The sequence below is a fragment of the Sphingomonas glacialis genome (assembly GCF_006439055.1).
GTDB classification, from domain to species: Bacteria; Pseudomonadota; Alphaproteobacteria; order Sphingomonadales; family Sphingomonadaceae; genus Sphingomonas; species Sphingomonas glacialis_A.
Genome location: NZ_RCZC01000001.1, coordinates 259,389 through 281,008, shown reverse-complemented (window position 1 = coordinate 281,008; position 21,620 = coordinate 259,389). Strand labels below are relative to the sequence as shown.

Annotated in this window: 23 protein-coding genes; 5 read left to right on the top strand and 18 right to left on the bottom strand. The window is 67.5% G+C overall.

The annotated features are described in order from the left end of the window. Nucleotides 1-142 precede the first annotated feature (142 nt). The 12 genes from rpsO to rimP form a co-directional block, all read right to left on the bottom strand. On the bottom strand, nt 143-412 hold the full coding sequence (gene rpsO, locus EAH76_RS01305; RefSeq protein WP_010183700.1) for a 30S ribosomal protein S15: 270 nt from the start codon (nt 410-412) through the stop codon (nt 143-145). Between the two features lie 20 nt (nt 413-432). After that, on the bottom strand, nt 433-1,434 hold the full coding sequence (gene truB / locus EAH76_RS01300; protein ID WP_140846956.1) for a tRNA pseudouridine(55) synthase TruB: 1,002 nt from the start codon (nt 1,432-1,434) through the stop codon (nt 433-435). Then, nucleotides 1,431-2,135, bottom strand: a complete 705-nt coding sequence (locus tag EAH76_RS01295) for a site-2 protease family protein (RefSeq protein ID WP_140846953.1) — start codon at nt 2,133-2,135, stop codon at nt 1,431-1,433. Before EAH76_RS01295 ends, truB begins: the two co-directional genes overlap by 4 nt. A gap of 14 nt (nt 2,136-2,149) precedes the next feature. Continuing rightward, nucleotides 2,150-2,728, bottom strand: coding sequence for a thymidine kinase (locus EAH76_RS01290; RefSeq protein WP_140846951.1), 579 nt, complete (start codon nt 2,726-2,728; stop codon nt 2,150-2,152). Beyond that, nucleotides 2,728-3,117 (bottom strand): type II toxin-antitoxin system VapC family toxin, encoded by a 390-nt coding sequence (locus tag EAH76_RS01285; protein WP_140846948.1) that lies wholly within the window; start codon nt 3,115-3,117, stop codon nt 2,728-2,730. Before EAH76_RS01285 ends, EAH76_RS01290 begins: the two co-directional genes overlap by 1 nt. Beyond that, the gene (locus EAH76_RS01280; protein WP_241659487.1) at nt 3,114-3,434 is read right to left on the bottom strand and encodes an AbrB/MazE/SpoVT family DNA-binding domain-containing protein; all 321 of its coding nucleotides are present in this window, start codon (nt 3,432-3,434) and stop codon (nt 3,114-3,116) included. The genes EAH76_RS01285 and EAH76_RS01280 overlap by 4 nt, the downstream gene beginning before the upstream one ends. After that, nucleotides 3,427-3,822 (bottom strand): 30S ribosome-binding factor RbfA, encoded by a 396-nt coding sequence (gene rbfA / locus EAH76_RS01275; protein WP_140846945.1) that lies wholly within the window; start codon nt 3,820-3,822, stop codon nt 3,427-3,429. The genes EAH76_RS01280 and rbfA overlap by 8 nt, the downstream gene beginning before the upstream one ends. Nucleotides 3,823-3,977: 155 nt before the next feature. Next, the gene (infB, locus tag EAH76_RS01270) at nt 3,978-6,788 is read right to left on the bottom strand and encodes a translation initiation factor IF-2 (protein ID WP_140846943.1); all 2,811 of its coding nucleotides are present in this window, start codon (nt 6,786-6,788) and stop codon (nt 3,978-3,980) included. Further along, on the bottom strand, nt 6,785-7,549 hold the full coding sequence (locus EAH76_RS01265; RefSeq protein ID WP_140846941.1) for a DUF448 domain-containing protein: 765 nt from the start codon (nt 7,547-7,549) through the stop codon (nt 6,785-6,787). The genes infB and EAH76_RS01265 overlap by 4 nt, the downstream gene beginning before the upstream one ends. A gap of 150 nt (nt 7,550-7,699) precedes the next feature. Then, nucleotides 7,700-7,936 (bottom strand): tautomerase family protein, encoded by a 237-nt coding sequence (locus EAH76_RS01260; RefSeq protein ID WP_140846940.1) that lies wholly within the window; start codon nt 7,934-7,936, stop codon nt 7,700-7,702. Then, on the bottom strand, nt 7,936-9,555 hold the full coding sequence (nusA, locus tag EAH76_RS01255; protein ID WP_140846939.1) for a transcription termination factor NusA: 1,620 nt from the start codon (nt 9,553-9,555) through the stop codon (nt 7,936-7,938). The genes EAH76_RS01260 and nusA overlap by 1 nt, the downstream gene beginning before the upstream one ends. Further along, the gene (gene rimP / locus EAH76_RS01250) at nt 9,555-10,133 is read right to left on the bottom strand and encodes a ribosome maturation protein RimP (RefSeq protein WP_140846936.1); all 579 of its coding nucleotides are present in this window, start codon (nt 10,131-10,133) and stop codon (nt 9,555-9,557) included. Before rimP ends, nusA begins: the two co-directional genes overlap by 1 nt. 223 nt (nt 10,134-10,356) lie before the next feature. Here rimP and EAH76_RS01245 point away from each other — a divergent pair, with 223 nt between their 5' ends. After that, entirely contained in the window at nt 10,357-11,583 is a 1,227-nt protein-coding gene (locus EAH76_RS01245) for a PQQ-dependent sugar dehydrogenase (RefSeq protein ID WP_140846935.1), read from the top strand. A gap of 111 nt (nt 11,584-11,694) precedes the next feature. On the opposite strand, the gene EAH76_RS01240 is transcribed toward EAH76_RS01245, so the two are convergent. Continuing rightward, complete coding sequence (locus EAH76_RS01240; protein ID WP_140846933.1) at nt 11,695-12,072, bottom strand: PaaI family thioesterase; 378 nt, start codon at nt 12,070-12,072, stop codon at nt 11,695-11,697. Beyond that, complete coding sequence (locus EAH76_RS01235) at nt 12,072-12,509, bottom strand: PaaI family thioesterase (protein WP_140846931.1); 438 nt, start codon at nt 12,507-12,509, stop codon at nt 12,072-12,074. Before EAH76_RS01235 ends, EAH76_RS01240 begins: the two co-directional genes overlap by 1 nt. Nucleotides 12,510-12,661: 152 nt before the next feature. On the opposite strand from EAH76_RS01235, the gene EAH76_RS01230 reads away from it, so the two are divergent. From EAH76_RS01230 to EAH76_RS01220, 3 genes are all read left to right on the top strand, one after another. Beyond that, a complete protein-coding gene (locus EAH76_RS01230; protein WP_140846929.1) occupies nt 12,662-14,197 on the top strand; it encodes an acyl-CoA synthetase in 1,536 nt (511 codons plus the stop codon). 17 nt (nt 14,198-14,214) lie between these two features. Continuing rightward, a complete protein-coding gene (locus tag EAH76_RS01225; protein WP_140846926.1) occupies nt 14,215-15,003 on the top strand; it encodes a crotonase/enoyl-CoA hydratase family protein in 789 nt (262 codons plus the stop codon). 338 nt (nt 15,004-15,341) lie between these two features. Further along, nucleotides 15,342-16,436, top strand: coding sequence for an FUSC family protein (locus EAH76_RS01220; RefSeq protein ID WP_194150921.1), 1,095 nt, complete (start codon nt 15,342-15,344; stop codon nt 16,434-16,436). On the opposite strand, the gene EAH76_RS01215 is transcribed toward EAH76_RS01220, so the two are convergent. From EAH76_RS01215 to EAH76_RS01205, 3 genes are all read right to left on the bottom strand, one after another. Further along, nucleotides 16,431-16,859, bottom strand: coding sequence for an acyl-CoA thioesterase (locus EAH76_RS01215; RefSeq protein ID WP_140846924.1), 429 nt, complete (start codon nt 16,857-16,859; stop codon nt 16,431-16,433). The genes EAH76_RS01220 and EAH76_RS01215 overlap by 6 nt on opposite strands. Nucleotides 16,860-17,019: 160 nt before the next feature. Next, the gene (locus EAH76_RS01210; RefSeq protein ID WP_140846922.1) at nt 17,020-17,802 is read right to left on the bottom strand and encodes an SDR family NAD(P)-dependent oxidoreductase; all 783 of its coding nucleotides are present in this window, start codon (nt 17,800-17,802) and stop codon (nt 17,020-17,022) included. A 115-nt stretch (nt 17,803-17,917) separates the two neighbouring features. Further along, entirely contained in the window at nt 17,918-19,090 is a 1,173-nt protein-coding gene (locus EAH76_RS01205; RefSeq protein ID WP_140846920.1) for an acetyl-CoA C-acetyltransferase, read from the bottom strand. Nucleotides 19,091-19,192: 102 nt separating this feature from the next. Between EAH76_RS01205 and EAH76_RS01200 the strand changes: the two genes are divergently transcribed. Next, complete coding sequence (locus tag EAH76_RS01200; protein ID WP_140846918.1) at nt 19,193-19,858, top strand: nitroreductase; 666 nt, start codon at nt 19,193-19,195, stop codon at nt 19,856-19,858. Between the two features lie 155 nt (nt 19,859-20,013). On the opposite strand, the gene EAH76_RS01195 is transcribed toward EAH76_RS01200, so the two are convergent. Next, nucleotides 20,014-21,477 (bottom strand): DEAD/DEAH box helicase, encoded by a 1,464-nt coding sequence (locus EAH76_RS01195; protein ID WP_140846915.1) that lies wholly within the window; start codon nt 21,475-21,477, stop codon nt 20,014-20,016. Nucleotides 21,478-21,620 lie beyond the last annotated feature (143 nt).

Below are 21,620 nucleotides of genomic sequence, written 5' to 3'. Positions count from 1 at the left end.
AGTGGGGCCTATGTGCGGACTAGCCGGTCCGCGCGGTTTGGAGCCTTTCGTGGCTCCCATGCCGGGCTGCCGAATTGCGGCGCGGCGAAAGGGGTTAGATGTAGAAACGGCGCCCGAGGGCGCCGTTCCGTGACGTTTCGAGTTACTTGCGCAACCCGAGCTTCGCGATGAGGGCGGTATACCGCGCCCCGTCCTTGTGGCGGAGATAGTCGAGCAGCGTGCGCCGCTTGTTGACCATCATCAGCAGCCCGCGGCGCGAATGGTTGTCCTTCTTGTGGCCCTTGAAGTGCTCGGTCAGGTTGCGGATGCGCTCGGTGAGGATCGCGACCTGGACTTCGGGGCTGCCGGTGTCGCCTTCGACGCGGCCATGTTCCTTGACGAGCGCGTCCTTGCGCTCTGCAGTGATCGTCATGTTTCTTCCTTCGACATCATTCAGAGATTGAAACCACGAACGACGCGGACCTCGCGGTCCTGAACCTCTACGAGTGCGACGGGAATTTCTTCCGATGTCGCGAAGTAGGAGCCATCGTCTGCGGCGATCCCGATCAACACCCGCCCCTGACGGAGCAGCCCTGCCTGATCGGGGGAGAGGGAAAGAGCCGGGATGTCGTCCAGCCCCGCCCTCAATGGCAGGAGTTTGTCTTCAAGGGCGCGCGCCTGCCCGAGTTCGGCCAGTTTGTCCAGCGATATCGCGTTTTCGAGGGTGAAGGGACCGGCCTTGGTGCGGCGGAGCATGGTGACGTGGCCGACCGTTCCGAGCGCGCGTGCGATGTCGCGGGCGAGGCTGCGGATGTAGGTGCCCTTCGAGACGTGGGCGGTGAGGGTGAGGTGGTCGAGAAGAAGACCCTCATCCCGACCTTCTCCCGCGAAGGCGGGAGAAGGAGGAGGAGCTGGAAGCCCTCTCCCGCCTTCGCGGGAGAGGGTTGGGTGAGGGCCTTCTTCTTGAACGCGGACGAGCGAATGGACGGTGACGGACCGGCTCGCCAGCACGACCGCCTCGCCAGCGCGCGCCAGATCGTAGGCCCGCTCGCCATCCACCTTCAGCGCAGAATAGATCGGCGGTACCTGCTCGATCGGCCCGGTGAAACGCGGCAACACCGCCTCGACCTGCGCCAGCGTCGGCCGCACCGCGCTCTCGGCGATCACCTTGCCTTCGAGGTCGAGCGTGTCGGTCTCGCTCCCGAAGGTCACGGTAAAGTCGTACACCTTGTCGCTGTCGAGCATTCGCCCGGCGAGCTTGGTCGCCTCGCCGAGCGCGATCGGCAGCACGCCGGTGGCGAGCGGGTCGAGCGTCCCGCCATGCCCAACCTTGATGCCGCGCTTGCTGACATCATGGCCCGAGGCGCGCAGCGCGCGCTTGACCGCGGAGACGCCCTGCGTCGAGCCGAGGCCGAGCGGCTTGTCGAGGATCAGCCAGCCATGCACCCCGCTCATGCCCCGCCGAGCTGCGCGATCCGCAGGAAGACATCGGCGACGGCATTGGCGACCGGCCCGATCACGCGGCGGATGATATCGGCCTGCGGGCTGATCATCGGCAGCACGAACAGCAGGATCAGCAGCAACGGCAGCCCGAAGCGCGCGAGCTTCGCGTATTGGATCGCGGCGGCGCGCGGCAGCAGCCCTTGCACGACATGCCCGCCATCGAACGGCGGCAGCGGGATCAGGTTGAACACGCCCAGAAAGACGTTGATCAGCAGGAAGCTGTACAGCGAGTCGAACACGAAGCCGGTCACAGTGTGCGGCGCGCCCTCGGGCGGAATACCGCCGGCGAGCCCGACGAACGCCCCCAGCGAAAGCGCGGTCAGCGTCGCCAGCACGAAATTCGTCGCGGGCCCGGCCAGCGCCACCAGCATCATGTCGCGGCGCGGATTGCGTAGCCGACGATTATCGACCGGCACCGGCTTGGCCCAGCCGAAGATCGGCGCATGCGCGAGCGCCAGGATCATCGGCAGGACGATCGTCCCGATCGGATCGACATGCCGGATCGGATTGAGCGTGAGGCGCCCGAGCCGCTCGGCAGTGTGATCGCCGAAGATCCGCGCGACATAGCCGTGCGCGACTTCGTGAAACACGATCGCGATCACAAGCGGGATGAGCCACACCGCGATGGTGTAGGGCAGGTCGGGATTGGTCATCGGGGTCCGTTCTGTCAGGCGGCGCAGAGCGCTTCGCTGAAATGGCGACGGCACAGCGCAATGTACAGGTCGTTGCCGCCGATCTCGGTCTGCGCGCCCGCGGCGACCGCGTGGCCGGCGGCATCGACGCGCAGGTTCATCGTCGCCTTGCGCCCGCACCAGCAGACCGATTTGATCTCGATCAGCGAATCCGCGATCGCCAGCAACCGCGCCGAACCCTCGAACAGCGCACCCAGGAAGTCGGTGCGCAGCCCATAGGCCAGCACCGGGATGCCGTGGACATCGGCCAGCAGGGCAAGCTGATCGACCTGGGTGGCGGTGAGGAATTGCGCCTCGTCGACCAGCACGCACGCCGGCGGCGCCTCGCCCTCGCGCGTCACGATCGCGACGAGATCGGTGTCGCGCTCGAACGTGATCGCATCGGCGGCCAGTCCGATCCGCGAGGTGATCGTCCCTGCCGCAAAGCGATCGTCGATTGCGGCGGTGAGCAGCACGGTGCGCATCCCGCGCTCGCGATAGTTGAAATCGGCTTGCAGCAGGTTGGTCGATTTGCCCGCGTTCATCGAGGCGTAGTAGAAATAGAGCTTGGCCATCAGGGGAGCGTGTCGATCTTTACCGGGGTGTGGGGACCGGCAGCCTTCGCGAGTCGCCGATCGAACGTAACGAAACCATCTGCCGCGCCCGAGCAAGCAAGATGAAGCATGTCGGCGAAGTCCGCGCCAGCAGCGAAGCGATCGATCGCCCAGGCGATACCGCGTGGCGCCTCGCGCAATGTCGGCAGATCAATGAGCGTCGCGAACGCCTCGCCGATCCGCGCGCGTGGCCATTGGTAGCTCGACCGCAGCACCCATTCGGTTTCGAGCAGAACGCTCGCGAGCAGCGAAAAATCGCGCGACAGTACGGCTCTCGCCAGCGCGGCCTGACGGGGATCGTCGTTGACCAGAACGCGCACGACGATGTTGGTGTCGACAGCGACGGTCAGATGTCATCCTTTGTGCGCGCCGCGAACATCGCATGGACGGCGCGGTTCATTTCCTCGATCGACACCGGCGGTCCTTCCCATTTCGGCGCAAGCTCGAGCAGATGCGCAAAGATCTCGTCGGTCGTACGCCCACTTTTGGGCAATATCGGGCGAAGGAGGATGCTGTTGCCTGACTGGACGACGTCAAGCTTCTGGCCCGCGATCAGGCCCAGAGCGTCGCGCACATCCTTGGGGATAACGACCTGGCCCTTTCCCGAAAGAGTCGTTTGCGCGTTCATGCCGGTAAGATGCGTCTTACCGGTGCCGCTGTCAATCATCGCTGCTTAGGTCGCGCGCCACCTTCGGGTCGCGGAGCAACGTGTCGATGTGGCTGCCTTCGTCGAAGCTGTCGTCCGCCAGGAACTTGAGCTTGGCGGCATATTTCATATGGACGCGCGCGGCGACCTCACGCTGGAGGTAGGCGGTGTTGGTGCGCAGCGCCTTCAGCACGGCTTCCTCGTCGCGGCCGAGCAGCGGCTTCATGAACACCGTCGCATGGCGCAAATCGGGGGACATGCGGACTTCGGTGATCGTCACGGAATGCTTGGCGAGTGTCTCGTCATGCACGTCGCCGCGCGCGAGGATGTCGCTCAGCGTGTGGCGCATCTGCTCGCCGACGCGGAGCAGGCGGACGTTGCGGGACTCGGGGGTATCGGTTGGGCGCATGGCTAAAGCCTAAAGCCCTCGCCCGCCTTCGCGGGAGAGGGTTGGGTGAGGGTCTTCTTCGTCGAGGCGCGACGCGCAGAAGGAAGAAGACGACCCTCACCCTCCCGCTTCGCGGGCCCCTCCCTCTCCCGCGAAAGCGGGAGAGGGAAACACGATTACAGCGTGCGTTCGCGCAGTTCGACTTCGAACGTTTCGAGGAAGTCGCCCGGCTTGATGTCGACGAAGTTCGACGTGAAGGTCACGCCGCACTCCAGACCCGCCCGCACTTCGGCCACGTCGTCCTTGAAGCGACGCAGCGAGGCGATCTCGCCCTGGTAGATGATGACATCCGCCCGGGTGATACGCGCCTTGAGCGCCTTGCGGATGTTGCCCTCGGTAACGAGCAGACCCGCTGCCTTGCCGTGCTTGCCAGCCGAGAAGACCTCGCGGATTTCGGCGCGGCCGACGACCGTCTCGAACGCTTCCGGCCCGAGCTCGCCCGCCATGCCGGCGCGGATCTCGTCGGTGAGGTCGTAGATCACGTCATAATATTTGAACGCGACCTTGTGACGCTCGGCGATCTCGCGGGCCTTGGCGTTCGGACGAACGTTGAAGCCGATGATCGGCGCGCCACTGGCACCCGCCAGCGTAACGTCGCTCTCGGTGATGCCACCGACGCCCGAATGCAGCACGCGGGCCTTGATGAGATCGGTCGAGATCTTGTTGATCGCACCGACGATTGCCTCGACCGACCCTTGCGTGTCGGCCTTGACCACCAGCGGATATTCGATCGCCTGCTTTTCCTTCAAAGCGCTGAACATCGACTCGAGGCTCGCCGGACCACCGCCGGTGCGCTTCGAGGTGATGACGCTCTGGCGATACTCGGCAACTTCACGCGCGCGCGCTTCGTTCTCGACCACCGACAGCGGATCGCCCGCACGCGGGACACCCGAGAGACCGAGGACCTCGACCGGCATCGAAGGGCCGGCTTCCTTGATCTGCATGCCCTTGTCGTTGGTCATCGCGCGAACCTTGCCGCTCTCGGCGCCGACGACGAAGATGTCGCCGACCTTGAGCGTGCCGCGGTTGACGAGCACGGTCGCGACCGGACCACGGCCCTTGTCGAGCTTGGCTTCGATCACGGTGCCTTCGGCCGCGCGGTTCGGGTTGGCCTTCAGTTCGAGCAGTTCGGCCTGGAGCTGGATCTTCTCGATCAGCTCGTCGAGCCCGGTCTTCTTGAGCGCCGAGACTTCGACGTCCTGGACGTCGCCCGACATCTCCTCGACCACGACTTCGTACTGCAGCAGGGCCTCGCGGACCTTCTGCGGATTGGCGTCGTGCTTGTCGACCTTGTTGATCGCGACGATCATCGGGACGCCAGCGGCCTTGGTGTGGTTGATCGCCTCGACCGTCTGCGGCTTGATCGCATCGTCCGCTGCGACAACGAGCACGACGATGTCGGTCACGTTGGCGCCGCGCTGGCGCATTTCGGTGAAGGCTTCGTGGCCCGGCGTGTCGAGGAAGGTGACCTTCGACTTGTCCTTCAGCGTGACCTGATAGGCGCCGATATGCTGGGTGATGCCACCCGCCTCACCGCGCACCACGTCGGTACCGCGCAGCGCGTCGAGCAGCGAGGTCTTGCCGTGATCGACATGGCCCATGATCGTGACGACCGGCGGACGCGGCAGCAGCGTGTCCTCGGGATCGGCATCGGTCTCGATCGCGATGTCGATGTCCGAATCGCTGACGCGGACGATGTTGTGGCCGAATTCGGTCACCAGCAGCTCGGCCGTATCCTGGTCGATCGTCTGCGTCATCGTGACGGGCGAGCCCATCTTGAACAGCATCTTGACGAGGTCGGCGCCCTTCTCGGCCATGCGGTTGGCGAGTTCCTGGACGGTGATCGCTTCCGGCACGACGACGTCGCGGACCTGCTTGGCCTGCACTTCGCGCGGGCCACCCATGCGGCGATGTTCCTTTTCGCGCGCGCGCTTGAGCGCGGCGAGCGAACGGGCGCGAGCGCCATCGCCACCGTCGAGCGCACGGTTGACGGTCAGCTTGCCGCCGCGACGCTCGTCGCCCTTGCGGTCACGCTGGCCGGGGCGCGCGGGTTCGTTCGGCGAAACCGGCGCGGCAACGCCGATTGCGGGCCGCTTGGCGGCGCCGGCAGCACCTGCAGCAGGCGTTGCGGCAGCGGGCGTCGGTTCGGGGGCCGGGGCAGGCGGTGCCGGGCGCGGACGCTCGGGACGCGGTACGGGCGTGAACAGGCGCGGTGCTGGCATCGACGGATCGCGCTCGAGGCTCAGCGGACGCAGCGCCGGGGCGGGCGGTGCGACTGGCGCGGGAGCAGGGGCCGGCGCAGCAGCGACGGGCGCAGGTGCCGCCGGAGCAGCGACCGGGGCCGCCGCCGCAGGGGCGGGCGCGGGCGCGGGCGCGGCTTCGACCGCCGGGGCGGGCGCAGGAGCGGGGGCCGGAGCTTCGGCGACCGGGGCTGCGACAGGCTCGGGCGCTGGCTGGGGCACGGGATCGGGCGCGGCGGCGCTGTCGGGGGCATCACCGGCGCGGCGATTTTCCTCGGCGCGGCGGCGCTCTTCGGCTTGCGCCTCGATCCGCAGACGCTCTTCGCGGCGACGCGTTTCCTCGAGCGCGTTCATCCGCGACTCGTCGGCTTCGCGCAGCAGCTTGGCCTGGAGCTCCTGACGCGACAGCAGCGAATTGCCGGGCGAGACGGGCGGGGGCGGCGGCGGAGTCGGCGCGACCGGACGCGGCGCGGCGACGGGCGCCGGTGCCGGAGCGGCCTGCTCGACGGGTGCCGCGACCGGCGCGCCGCCGGGCCCGAGCACGCGACGGCGCTTCACTTCGACCTGGACGGTATTCTGCCGTCCATGGCTGAAGCTCTGCTTGACCTGGCCGGTCTCGATCGTGCGCTTCAGCCCGAGCGGCTGACGCATTCCGAGTTTCGGCTTTTCGTTGTCGGTATCGCTCACTCAAATTCCTCGCATGTGTCGTCGTCAGCCGCAGCAGGGATGCCACTTCCCGCCGGGTTGGATGTGTGCGCCGATGCGCCTTGCGACGGTGTTTCGCAAGCCACGAGGGCGGATTCGGGGCCGATGAAATGCAGCCAGCGGTTGAGCGTTTCGCCCACCCGCTTTGCAGCATCGCGTTCTGTCAGGCCGATATGTACCACATTCTGCCGACCTAGCGCCACGGCCAATATGGTGCGGCTGACCGGCAGTGCCAACCCCCGCAAAGCGCTGCCTTCTTCATCGTTGCCGATTCGCCAGGCCTGGTCGAGCTTGCGGTTGCCGTCGGTGCCCGCGTCGGACGCGTGAAGCAGCATGGTCAGCTTGCCCGAGCGGGCGGCGGTCTCGATCTTGTCGGAGCCGGTGAGCAGGTGGCCGGTGCGCGCCTCGAGCCCGAGTCGGTCGAGCACTGCGCGTTCCAGCGCGGTGGCGATCATCTCCGGCAGGTTGTCGGGAATCAGCAACGGGCCGGTCTTGAACGCGCGGGCGAACGCGCCCTTGAGCTTGCCCTTGGCGATCGCGGTTTCGAGCTCGGCGCGGGTTACGCCGATCCATGCACCGCGGCCTGGGGCCTTGGCGCGCACGTCGGGGAGGACATGGCCATCGGGCGACAGTGCGAGTCGCACGAGCGCCTCACGCGGCGCGCGTTCGCCGAGCAGGATGCAACGGCGGATGGCTCCGGTGGGATCCTCGTCAGCTTCGATTTTGGGGACGACGCTGCTCATTGCACTCCCCACCCTGGAAGGGAGGGGCTGGGGGTGGGTCGGTATGGGGTGCGCGAATCGCCCGACAACGGGCCGACCCACCCCCGACCCCTCCCTTCCAGGGAGGGGAGGACGCGGGCTGCGCACGTCGGTGTCTGAACCGCTAGCGTGTCATTGCGAGGATTCCGCATGAGCGTCCTCCTGCGACTTGGGGGCGGGGCCATCACGGTCGGCGAGCAGGATCCCGCCCGCGCCATAATTCTCGAGGCTCACTTCTTCGATCACGATCTGCACCGCAGCCGGGTTCTTGCCCAGCCGCTCGACGAGCGACTGGGTGACATCGGCGACGATCGCGGACTTCTGGTCCTTGGTCGCGCTGCCCGAAATGCGGATGCTGACGAATGGCATCAGGCTTCGCTCTCCTCCGAGGCGGTTGCGGCTTCGGCGGGCTCTTCGTCGAACCAGTGCGCGCGCGCGGCCATGATGATCTCGTTGCCCTGCGCTTCGCTCAGGCCATACTCGCCGAGCACGCCACCCTTGTCCTCGGGACGCTTGTTGGCGTCGGCGCCTTCGGCACGGCGGCGCTGTTCCTGGCGCTTCTTCTGGATCAGCTCGTCGGTCGCGAGATCGGCGAGATCGTCGAGCGTCTTGATCCCAGCCTTGCCGAGCGTGACGAGCATCGCCTCGTTGAGGTGCGGCAGCTCGGCGAGCGCGTCCTCGACGCCCATCGCGCGGCGTTCCTCGCGGTTCGCACCTTCGCGACGCTCGAGCGCCTCGGCGGCGCGGCTCTGCAGCTCGGCGGCGAGATCGTCGTCGAAGCCTTCGATCGAGGCGATTTCCTCGACCTCGACATAGGCGACTTCCTCAAGCGCGCCGAAGCCCTCGGCAACGAGCAGCTGCGCGAGCGTCTCGTCGACGTCGAGCTCGGTCTGGAACATCTCGGTGCGCTCGGCGAATTCCTTCTGGCGCTTCTCGGACGCATCCTGCTCGGTGAGGATGTCGATCGCCTTGCCGGTGAGCTGCGACGCCAGACGCACGTTCTGGCCACGACGACCGATCGCGAGCGACAGCTGGTCGTCGGGAACGACGACTTCGATGCGATCCTCTTCCTCGTCGATCACGACGCGGCTGACCGAAGCCGGCTGCAGCGCGTTGACGACGAAGGTCGCGGTGTCGGGCGACCACGGGATGATGTCGATCTTCTCGCCCTGCATTTCCTGGACGACCGCCTGGACGCGGCTGCCCTTCATGCCGACGCACGCGCCGACCGGATCGATCGACGAATCATGGCTGATCACGCCGATCTTGGCGCGCGAACCCGGATCGCGGGCAGCGGCCTTGATCTCGATGATGCCGTCGTAGATTTCGGGCACTTCCTGCGCGAACAGCTTCTTCATGAAGTCGGGGTGCGCGCGGCTGAGGAAGATCTGGGGCCCGCGATTCTCGCGGCGGACGTTGAGGATCAGCGAGCGGATGCGGTCGTTGACGCGGACGACTTCGCGCGGGATCTGCTGGTCGCGACGGATCACGCCCTCGGCACGGCCGAGATCGACGACGACATGGCCGAACTCGACGCGCTTGACGACGCCGGTGATGATCTCGCCCATCCGGTCCTTGAACTCTTCGTGCTGGCGCTCGCGCTCGGCGTCGCGGACCTTCTGGAAGATGACCTGCTTGGCGGCCTGTGCGGCGATGCGGCCGAATTCGATCGGGGGCAGCGGATCGACGATGTAATCGCCGACGACCGAGTCCTTCTGGAGCTTCTGCGCTTCCTTGAGGTTCACCTGCTTGAAGTAATCGTCGACCGCCTCGACCACTTCGACGACGCGCCACAAGCGCAGGTCACCGGTGTTGGGATCGAGCTTGGCGCGAATGTCGTTCTCGGCGCCGTAGCGCGCCTTGGCGGCGCGCTGGATCGCGTCTTCCATCGCCTCGATGACGATGCCCTTGTCGATCATCTTCTCGGTGGCCACTGCGTTCGCAATGGCGATGAGCTCGGCGCGGTTGGCGGTAACGGCGGTGGCCATCAATTATGTCCTTCGTCTTCAATGCCCTCGGGCAGCGCTTCGTCTTCGATTTCTTCTTCTTCGACACCGGCCAGTGACAGCGGGCGAGTCGCCGCGATCAGCGCATCGGTGAGCACCAGCTTGGCGGTGCCGACCTGGTCGAACCCGATCTCCATCTCGCCATGCTTGGGCAAGTAGATGGTGATGCGATCGCCCTCGACGCCTTTGAGCAGTCCGGTGAGCACCTTGCGCCCCTCGATCGGCGCTGCGAGCACGATGCGCGCCTCGTGGCCGGTCCAGTCGGCGAAATCCTTGAGGCGCGTCAGCGGCCGGTCGATCCCGGGCGACGACACTTCGAGGCGATATTCGTCGGTGATCGGGTCGCGGCCCTCGGCCTCGAGCGTGTCGAGCACGTCGGAAATGCGGCGCGACAGCTCGGCGCAATCCTCAATCGTCAGCTGGCGCGTGTCGGGGCGCTCGGCCATCACCTGGAGCGTGAGGTCGCCCTTGCCGCCGAACAGCTTCACGCGCACGAGATCGAAGCCGAGCGCTGCGGCTTCGGGGGCGATCAGGGCGGTCAGATCGGGCGTTTCGGCCAAGGTTGGTCCTCACTGGGATCGGGGCAAAGGTCTTCGGCGCCGGAACCGGGGGGCTCCAGCCTCTTCACCTGACGATGTAGAGAGTGATCGCGATATAGGCTCAAGCGCCGTCGCTGGCAAGCCATTGCGAATGGGGCGGGTGCGGCGGTGGGGAGGGGGCTGGACTCGGGAACAAGTCCTGTCCGACAAAGGTTTTTGCGGATTGCCCGAACCGGAGATGTCCATGCTGTCGTCACGCGCCCCGCTTGCCCTCCTGTTCGCCGCGGCGGCATGTTCGGCGCAGCCGCAACCCACGGGAGCAGCGACCGCGACCGCGGCGGTCACTCCGGAAGCGAAGCCGAGCAGGGCGCCGGTCACGACCTTGCCCGACGATGCCCCCGCCGCGACAGTGCGCAACGTCCCCGCGACCACTGGTCGCGCCAACCGCGCGGCGACCAAGCCGCCGTTCGCTCAGCAGACACTCGCGACCTTCGACGAGCCGTTCGCGATCGCCGTCCTTCCCGATGACGCGGCGCTCGTCACCGAGAAGGCGGGCAAGATCAAGCTGCGCCGTCCCGACGGCTCGATCGCCGAGATCACCGGCGCGCCGAAAGTGCTCAACGAAGGGCAGGGGGGGCTGCTCGACATCGCGCCGGCACCCGATTTCGCCAAGAGCAAGCTCGTCTATATCAGCTATTCCGAACCGCGGCCGGGTGGCAGCAGTCTGGCGCTCGCGCGCGGGCTGTTCACCGGAAGCGCCCTCGTCAATCTGCAGGTGCTGTGGCGCGCCGGGTCTGACGGTGTCGGTGGGCAGTTCGGTGCGAACATCGCCTTCGCGCCCGACGGCAAGTCGCTCTTCCTCTCCTCGGGCGAGCGGCAGCGCTTCACGCCGGCGCAGGATCCCGAGCAAGCGCTCGGCAAGATCGTACACCTCACGCTCGACGGCAAGGCCGCGCCGGGAAACCCGATGGCGGCGGCGGGCGGGGTGCGCGCGGAAACGTGGAGCAGCGGGCATCGCAACCCGTACGGGCTGGTGTTCACGCCGGACGGCCGCCTGTGGGAAGAGGAGATGGGGCCGAAGGGCGGCGACGAGCTCAACCTGATCCTGCCGGGCAAGAATTACGGCTGGCCGATCGTCTCGAACGGCGACAATTATTCGGGCAAGCCGATCCCCGATCATCCTAGTCGGCCCGATCTCGAGGCGCCCAAATTGTGGTGGAACCCGTCGATCTCGCCGGGCGGGATGGCCTATTATTCGGGCGCGATGTTCCCGGCGTATCGCGGGTCGCTGCTGATCGGCGCGCTGTCGGGCGAATCGCTGATCCGCGTCGCGATCACCGGGGATAGCGCCAAGCTCGCCGACCAATGGGACATGGGCGCGCGAATCCGCGACGTGGCGCAGGCGCCCGACGGGGCGATCTGGCTGCTGCAGGACGACGGCAAATTGGTGCGACTGACGCCGAAACCATAAGCCAACCCGTCACCCCGGACTTGTTCCGGGGCCCACCGTGCCGCACCCGGTGCGGCCGATGCTTTCGCGGGACGGTGGACCCCGGCACAAGGCCGGGGTGACGCACCCGCGTTACCCCCGCACGATCAGATAGTTCATCCGCGCCGCCGCGATCGGCTTGGCGGGGTCATCCTGCCACGCGCTCGCCTCGACATTGGCGACTCGGCCCCCCAGCCGCGTGACCACGCCACGCGCGAACGTGGGCTTCTCGCGTCCGCCGCGCATGTAGTCGACCGTGACGTTGATCGGCTTGATCTGCCCGCCGCCATCCTCGGCCAGCGCATATTGCAGCGCGACGATCGCGGCCATTTCGAGCATCCCGCCGATCGCCCCGCCATGGAGATATCCGGGCCGCCCAAGCAAGCTCGTCGCGCTCGGCATCGTCAGCAGCGTCGGGTCGTCGCCCGCAGCGACGGTGATCCCGAGCAAAGTGGCATAAGGCGGCAACATCAGGCGGCATCCGTGAACATGAAGGTGCCCGCGACATGCGCGAGCGGATCGGCCGGATCGCCGTCATGTGCCTGGCCGCGCACGAACGAGATCGAGCGCGTGATGCGATAGCATTCGCCGCGCCCGTACACCGTCTTGCCCGGCGTCGCGGGGCGCAGATAGTCGATCCGCAGGTCGAGCGTCGCATGCGCGCGGAAGCTGCCGAGCTTGGTCCACACGGCAAGGCTCGTCGCCATGTCCATCATCGTCAGGATCGGCCCGGAGGCGAGCACGCCGCTCGCCGGGTCGCCGATCAGGTCGGTCTGATAGGGGAGTTGCAGTTCGACCCAGTCGGGCCCGTGGCTGTGATAGCTCAGCTTGAGCAGGCCGCCATGCCCGCCGACGCCAAGCCGGCTGAAACGCTGCGGGTCGAATGCGGAGGGTGTGTCGGCGGCCATGATGCCGGGCGCTGTATCGCAAAGCCGCGTGCGTGCAAGCACCGAGCGCCGCCGCCTCGGCTAGCCGCTTGCGGCGTTCGGCGCGCCGGTATAGCATCGCGTTGCAAAAGAAAACGAAACGGCCCGCAAGCGGCTGTTCTGGAGGGCCTGAAATGTCGCATCCGAGCGTGCATGCGCGGACCGATCCCGGCAAACCCGCGCTGATCGTCGCCGAAACCGGCGAGCGGGTCAGCTTCGCGGAGCTCGACGCGCGGTCGAACCGCGCGGCGCACCTGTTCCGCGCGAAGGGCCTGCAGGCGGGGGATACGATCGCGCTGTGCCTGGAGAACAGTCCGGCCTTTTACGACATTGCCTGGGGCGCGCAGCGGGCGGGTCTCTTCTTCGTTTGCATCTCGACCAAGCTGACCGCGGCCGAAGTCGATTACATCCTCAAGGATTCGGGCGCGCGACTGGTCGTCGTCTCGGCCAGCCTTGCCGGGGTGACCGCGGCGCTGGGGTCGGAGCTCGCGCGTCTCTCGGTTGGCGGACCGGTTGCGGGCTGGGCGACGTGGGAGGACGCGGTCGCCGCGCTGCCCGCCACGCCGATCGCCGATGAGCGAGCCGGGATCGACATGCTCTATTCTTCGGGAACGACCGGTCGTCCCAAGGGTGTGCGCGTCGCGCTGCCCGAGGATCCCGATATTGCTGCAGGCACCGTACTCGAAATGCTCGCGCGCGGACTGTACGGGCTCGGCCCCGACAGCGTCTATCTCAGCCCCGCGCCGCTGTATCACGCGGCACCGCTGCGCTGGTCGATGACGGTGCAAAGGCTCGGCGGCACCGTCGTGATGATGGAGCATTTCGACCCCGAGGCCGCGCTCGCCGCGATCGAGCGCTATCACGTCAACGCCAGCCAGTGGGTGCCGACGCATTTCGTGCGGATGCTCAGGCTCGATCCGGCGACGCGCGCGCGCCACGATCTGTCGAGCCTGAAGGTCGCGATCCACGCCGCCGCACCGTGCCCGATCCCGGTCAAGGAAGCGATGATCGACTGGTGGGGGCCGGTGCTCTACGAATATTATGCCGGGTCGGAGGGCAATGGCCTGACGACGATCGCGTCGCCCGAATGGCTGGCGCACAAGGGCTCGGTCGGCAAGGCGGCGTATGGCGTGCTGCACATCTGCGGCGAGGATGGCGCCGAGCTGCCGCCGGGCGAGCAGGGGCTGGTCTATTTCGAAGGCGGTACGCCGTTCGAATATCATAACGACCCGGCCAAGACCGCGGAGGCGCGCAACGCGCAGGGCTGGACGACGCTCGGCGATATCGGGCGGATCGATGGCGACGGCTATCTCTACCTCACCGATCGCAAGAGCTTCATGATCATCTCGGGCGGGGTGAACATCTATCCGCAGGAGATCGAGAACCGCCTGATCACCCACCCGCGCGTCGCCGATGTCGCGGTGATCGGCGCGCCGTGTCCCGAGATGGGCGAGCGCGTCGTCGCGGTGGTCCAGCCGGTCGACATGGCCGAGGCGGGGGCGGCCTTCGCAACCGAGCTGACCGCCTGGTGCCGCGCCGAGCTGTCGGGGGTGAAGACGCCGCGCCAGATCGATTTTGCGGCGGAATTGCCGCGCCACGCGACGGGCAAATTGTACAAGCGCCTGCTGCGCGACCACTATTGGGCCGAGACCGGCGCGCCGGTTGTGTGACGCCGATGGAGAGACAGATGAACGACCGCGTATCGACCACCATCACCGACCATATCGCCGACGTCCGGCTCGCGCGCGCCGACAAGATGAACGCGATCGACCCGGCGATGTTCGAAGGCATCGGCGCCGCGATCGACGCGCTGCATCCGCGCAAGGACGTGCGCTGCGTCGTGCTGTCGGGCGAGGGCCGCGCGTTCTGCGCCGGGCTCGACATGACGAGCATGGCGGGCGGCGGCTCTGGCCTGTCGCGCAACGAGCGCAACGACCAGGGTGCTATCCTGCCGCAGCATGTGACGTGGGGCTGGCGCAATTTGCCGATGCCGGTGATCGCGGCGGTACACGGCGTGGCGTTCGGCGGCGGCTTCCAGATCATGTCGGGCGCCGACATCCGCATCGCCGCGCCCGATACGCGCTTTGCGATCCGCGAGAGCTATTGGGGGCTGGTGCCCGACATGGCGGGCTTCCCGATCTGGCGCGGGCTGGTGCGCGACGACGTGCTGCGCGAACTGATCTATACTTCGCGCGAGTTCGATGCCGAGGAAGCGCTGCATCACGGCTTCATCACGCGGATCGCCGAGGATCCGCACGCCGCGGCGCTCGCGCTGGCGCACGACATCGCCGCCAAGAGCCCCAACGCGATCCGCGGCGCCAAGCGGCTGTGCAACATGGCGTTCGACGCCGATCCGCGCGCGATGCTCGAGGCCGAGACCGCCGAGCAGGTCGCGGTGATCGGCCAGCCGCCGATGATGGAGCAGGTCGCGGCGAACATCCAGAAGCGCCCGGCGCGGTTCGGGGATGCGGACTGAGCGCGGCTGCCGCTAGACGTCTAGCCTCTGCCGACTGCCGACTGCCGACTGCCGTCCGCCGTCCGCCGCAGTCCGCCGGCTGTCACGACCCCGCCTCCCTTCGTCACCCCGGCCTTGTGCCGGGGGCCACCGTGCCGCGTATCCTGCGGCTCGCAATGCGGGGTCACGGTGGACCCCGGCACAGGGCCGGGGTGACGGTAGTGCTGATGGACCAGGCCCGGTGCCGCCCAGCGCGATCTGCCGCCAGTCTAAGGATCGCGGTGCCCCCCCCCGGCACATGCCCGAGGTGACGATTGGGGGCCTTTAAGCCCCGCCCCCTTTGCGCCATAGCCAAGCCCATGCAGCGTCGGCTCACCCAGTTCCGCCAATCCCCTGTCGGCGCCGCGCTCCGGACCTTCTTCACCCCCGGCCCGCGGATGATTGACGAGCTCGAATGCGTGACCTCGGTCGCGCTGGCGATCCTGCTCGCGCATACGATCGGCGCGCACAGCGTGGCCTGGGCGGCGTTTACCGGCTTCGTGCTGATGCGCGGCCATGTCGCGCAGACGCTGTTGCGCGGGTTGCTGCGCATCGTTGGCACCGCGGTCGGGGCGGGGGCGGCGTTGGTGATCGTGCCCTATGCGGTGCGCTCGCTGCCGGGGGCGTCGCTCGCCGCGGCGGTGATGGGGGCGATCGGGCTGTACGGGATGCTGACCGCCAAGCGTGCCTATGCCTGGCTGCTGCTCGGGCTGACCTTCGAGATGATCCTGCTCGACAAGCTCGAAAACCCCGCGCTCGACACGATCGCCTTTGCGCAGACGCGCCTGCTCGAAGTGCTCGCGGGCACCGCGGCGTGCGTCGCGGTCAGCCTGATCTCGACGCTGACGGTGCGGCGGCGCTGGCCCGCGCCGCCTGCGGTGCCGGCGCAGCGGATCGGCTGGCATCCCGATGCTGCCCGCCATGCCGCGCAGGCCGGCGTTACGCTCGCGCTGCTGCCGCCGCTCCACGCGCTGTTCGGCATCCCGCAACTGGCGCAAGCGGGCGTCACGGTGATTGCGGTGATGATCGTGCCGGTGGCGGGGCTGGGGCGCAGCGGGCTGGTCCCGGTCAGCCAGCGGCTGTGGCACCGTACGCTGGGCTGCATCGGGGGCGGTGCGCTGGGGGCCGCCGTGCTGTTCGTCGCGGACGGATCGGCGGCGGTGTTGATCGCGGGGACGTGCCTCGGCGTCGCGATCGGGCGGCATATCGAGAATGCCGGTGGGCGGGTGCCCTATCTCGGGCTGCAATTCACGCTGGCGATTCTGGTAACGCTGGTGCCCGACAGCTATGCCGACGTGGCGATCCGTCCCGCGCTCGAGCGGCTGACGAGCATCTTCATCGGGATGGCGCTGATCGAGCCGGTGCTGCTCGTCTGGCATTTCGCGTCGCGGCGGATGCCCGCCGCCGCATCATAGCCGCAAGCGGTTGGCCTCTAGCCCGGCGCGGAATTCGTCCGGCAAGGCGCTGAGCCCGCCGCTCGCGCTCATCACGAGCACGACATCGCAGGTGGCGATGCATGCGCCGTTCTGGAAAGCGGCGGAGAGGATGCTCCAGCTGCGGGTGCCGATCTCGCCGATCCCGCTGGCGATCTCTACGTCATCGGGGAAGAAGCCCTCGCCGAGATAGTTGATCTCGACCCGCGCGACGAGCCAGCGATGGCCGGCCCAGCCGTGCAGCTTGATCGCCTGGTTGAAGCGCACGCGTCCGCTTTCGAACAAAGCCGCCATCGCGACATTGTTGATATGGCCGAGCACGTCGAGATCCTGGAAGCGCGTCTGGATCGTGACGGTGAAGGGGTAGGTGGCGGGATCGAGGCGCGTGGGGTCGGGACGGGGCATCAACTTTCCTTATCCCCCTCCCGCTTGCGGGAGGGGTTAGGGGAGGGGCGTGCAGCGGGGGCGGCGGGCCGATGGGATGAGAAGGGCCCTCCCCCGGCCCCTCCCGCAAGCAGGAGGGGAGAAAGAAGTGCCCCGCCCGTAAGCGGGAGCGCAGTGTTTATCAGCGCGGCGCCATGCGGATCGCGCCGTCGAGGCGGACGTCCTCGCCGTTGAAATAGCTGTTCTCGAGCATCGTCAGCGCGAGATGCGCATATTCCGCGGGAATGCCGAGCCGCTTGGGGAAGGGCACGCTCGCCGCGAGATTGTCCTTCACCGCCTGCGGCGCGCCCTGCATCAGCGGGGTCTCGAAGATGCCGGGCAGGATCGTGTTGATGCGGATGCCTTCGCCCATCAGGTCGCGTGCGATCGGCAGCGTCATGCCGACGACGCCGCCCTTCGATGCGGAATAGGCCGCCTGGCCGATCTGGCCGTCCTCGGCGGCGACGCTCGCGGTCATCACGATCGCGCCGCGCTCGCCGTCTTCGCCAGGCGTGAGCGTCAGCATGCCCGCGGCTGATTTGGCGACGCAGCGGAAGGTGCCGATCAGGTTGATCTGGATGAGCCAGTCGAACGCTGCGAGCGGGAAATGCTTGATGCTGCCGTCTTCCTTCGAGCGGCTCGCGGTCTTCACCGCATTGCCGGTGCCGGCGCAGCAGACGAGCACGGCTTCCTGGCCGTGCGCCGCGCGCGCCTTGGCGAAGCCGGCGTCGACCGATTCGTCCGAGGTGACGTTCACCTCGCAGAAGATCCCGCCGATCTCGGCGGCGAGTGCTTCGCCCTTCTCGGCCTGCAGATCGAAGATCGCGACCTTGACGCCCTTGGCGGCAAGTGCGCGTGCGGTGGCGGCGCCGAGGCCCGATGCGCCGCCGGTGACGACAGCGGCGGTGGTGGTGTCGAGTTTCATGGGAAGTCCCCCTAATTTCGTCGCCCCGGCGGAGGCCGGGGCCGCTCTGTTGGGTGCGGTGCCACCGTTGCGCGTCACAACGGGACGGCCCCGGCCTCCGCCGGGGCGACGCGGATCAGACGCGCTCGATGATCGTGACGTTGGCGACGCCGCCGCCCTCGCACATCGTCTGCAGGCCGTAGCGCCCGCCCGATTTCTGCAGCGCGTGGACCAGCGTCGCCATCAACTTCGTGCCGCTCGCGCCGAGCGGATGCCCGAGCGCGATCGCGCCGCCATTGACGTTGAGCTTGGCCGGATCGCCACCGGTGTGCTTCAGCCACGCAAGCGGCACCGGCGCGAACGCTTCGTTGACCTCGTACAGGTCGATCTCCTCGATCTTCATGCCCGAGCGCTGCAGCGCGCGGTCGGTCGCGAACAGCGGTTCCTCGAGCATGATGACGGGGTCGCCGCCCGTTACGGTCAGATTGACGATCCGCGCGATCGGCGTGAGGTTGTGCGTCTTGAGCGCCGCCTCGCTGACGATCATTACCGCGGAGGCGCCGTCGCAGATCTGGCTCGCATTGGCCGCGCTAATGCTGCCGCCTTCCTGCAGCAGCTTGACCGAACCGATGCTCTCCAAGGTCGCGCCATATCGAATGCCCTCGTCGGTGCTGTGCTGGACGATCCCCTCGGGCGTCTCGATCTCGAGCGCGACGATCTCGTCGGCAAAGTCGCCGCGCTCGGTCGCGGCCTGCGCGCGGCGGTGGCTCTCGAGCGCGAAGGCGTCGAGCATCGCGCGGTCGAAGCCATGCTTCTTGACGATCATCTCGGCGCCCATGAACTGGCTGAACATGATGCCTGGATACTTTTCCTCGAGCCGTGGCGATTTGTAATTGCCGAGGCCCTCTTTCATGAACAGGGTCGCGGTGGTGCCCATCGGCACGCGCGTCATGCTCTCGACGCCCGCGGCGATGACCACGTCCTGCGTTCCCGACATCACCGCCTGCGCGGCGAATTGCAGCGCCTGCTGCGACGATCCGCACTGCCGGTCGATCGAGACCGCGGGGACGCTGTCGGGGAGGTTCTTGGCGGCGAGCACGGCGTTGCGGCCGACCTGGCCGGCCTGTTGCCCGCCCTGCATGACGCAGCCCATGATCACGTCGTCGACCGCCGCGCCGTCGATCCCGGTGCGTTCCACGATCGCGTCGAGCACCGATGCCGCCATGTCGACCGGATGCCACCCGGCGAGTTTTCCGCCGCGCTTGCCGCCAGCGGTGCGCACTGCATCAACGATATAGGCTTCGGCCATGCTCGACTCTCCATAATCGGTTTCTGTTTGCAACCTCTATTGCCGTAATCCAGGCGCTTGGGCAAGGTGGAACGGCGTACCCGATGATCGAAAGGCGAGGCTATGGATGTGAGCGAAGCGATTCTGGCGCGTCGATCGGTGCGGGGTTTCCTGAGCGATCCGGTTGACCCAGCGGTGCTGCACGGCATCGTCACCAAGGCCGCTCGCGCAGCGACGGGCGGCAATCTCCAGCCGTGGCATGTCGATGTGCTGACCGGCGCGCCGCTCGACCGGCTCAAGGCGGACATCGCGGCAAAGCTGTGGCGCGGGGAAAGCGAGACGCCGGCGTACGACATCTATCCCAGCGAATTGGTCGCGCCGTATCGCGACCGGCGCTTCGCGGTGGGCGAGGCGATGTATGGCGAGATCGGCATCCCGCGCGAGGATAAGGCGGCGCGGCGGCTGTGGTTCGCGCGTAACTTCCAGTTCTTCGGTGCGCCTGCTGCGCTGTTCTGTAGCGTCGATCGGCGGATGGGGCCGCCGCAATGGGCCGACCTCGGCATGTATCTGCAGAATGTGATGCTGCTCGCGGTCGAGGCGGGGCTGGGAAGTTGCGCGCAGGAATGCTGGGCGATGTATCCCGAGACGGTGGGGGAGGCGATCGCGCTGCCGGGGGAGCGGATGCTGTTCTGCGGGATGGCGATCGGGGTGGAAGATACGACAGAGCCCGCGAACCGCTTGCGCAGTGCACGGGCTCCGGAGGGGGAGTGGCTGACGTTTCACCCCTAAATCCTCCCTCGCGAAGCGGGGGAGGGGGACCGCCAGCCTTCTTCAGGCTGGTGGTGGAGGGGGCCTAGCCACAAGCGCTGCGCTCGCGGCCCGGCCCCCTCCGTCAGGCTGCGCCTGCCACCTCCCCCGGTTCCCGGGGGAGGATTTAAGTGAAATCAGCCCGCGGCTGGCGAACGACGGCCACCGCCGCCGCCTGCACCCGGACGACCACCGGCACCGCCGGGACGACCGCCGCCGGGACGGCCCTGACCGCCGGGGCGACCCTGGCCACCGGGACGACCACCGCCGGCCGGACGGCCTGCGCCCATCGGGCGACCAGCACCTTCGGGACGCGCGCCAGCCGGGCGGCCGGCACCGGCCGAACGCTCGCCGGTCGGACGTGCCGCATGCGTCGCCTTGGGCGGCGCACGGTGACGACCGGACTCGTCGCGACGCTCGAACGTGTCGGACCCGGCCGGACGCGCCGCCTTGATCCGCGCCGCCTCGGCGGTGAAGCCTTCGGGGAGCTGCATCATCTCGGGCTTGACCTTGGTCAGCTTCTCGATGTCGCGCAGGTACGTCCGCTCATCATCCGCCACGAAGCTGATCGCGGTGCCCGATGCGCCGGCGCGCGCGGTACGGCCGATGCGGTGGACATACTGCTCGGGAACGTTCGGCAGCTCGAAGTTGAAGACATGCGAAACGCCCGAAACGTCGATCCCGCGCGCGGCGATGTCGGTCGCGACGAGGACCTTGGCCTTGCCCGACTTGAACTCGGCCAAAGCGCGCTCGCGCTGCGGCTGGCTCTTGTTGCCGTGGATCGCGTTCGAATCCATGCCGTTGGCGGCGAGCAGCTTCACGACGCGGTCGGCGCCATGCTTGGTGCGCGTGAAGACGAGCGCGCGCTCGACCTTCTCGTCGCGCAACAGGATCGTCAGCAGCGCCTGCTTCTCGCCCTGGTTGAGGAAGGTGACGAACTGGTCGACGCGCTCGGCGGTGCTCGACGTCGGCGCGACCTTGACGGTCTGCGGATCGTTGAGGAACTGGTTGGCGAGCTCGCGGATCGCGTTCGGCATCGTCGCCGAGAAGAACAGCGTCTGGCGCTGCTTGGGCAGCATGCGGACGATCTTGCGCAGCGCGTGGATGAAGCCGAGGTCGAGCATCTGGTCGGCTTCGTCGAGCACGAGGATCTCGAGCATCGCGAGGCTGACGAAACGCTGCTCGATCAGGTCGAGCAGGCGGCCCGGCGTGGCGACGAGGATGTCGACGCCGCGCGCCATGTCCTGGCGGTTCTTGTTGATGCTGGTGCCGCCGAACACGGTCGCGACCGACATCTTCGAGAACTTGCCGTATTCACGCGCGCTCTCGGCGATCTGGCTGGCGAGTTCGCGCGTCGGCGCGAGCACGAGCATGCGGCAATGCGTCGGCAGCACGCGCTTTTCGTTGTTCACCAGATGCTGGATCGACGGGAGCACGAAGGCAGCGGTCTTGCCGGTGCCGGTCTGCGCGATGCCGAGCAGATCGCCGCCCTGGAGCAGGATCGGGATCGACTGCTTCTGGATCGGGGTGGGGGTGGTGTAGCCTTTGGCTTCGAGCGCGCGGACGAGCGGCTCGGCGAGGCCGAGTTGGGCGAAAGTCATGGGTAGATTAGTCCATTGCATAGGCCATGGACGCGCGTCAGCGACGCGCGAATGGCGGGGGGAGAGGTGACACCCCGCGTGAAAAGGGAGGTCCGTTGTGATAACGACCGAGGCGGAGCCGGACCTATCAAGGACCCATCACG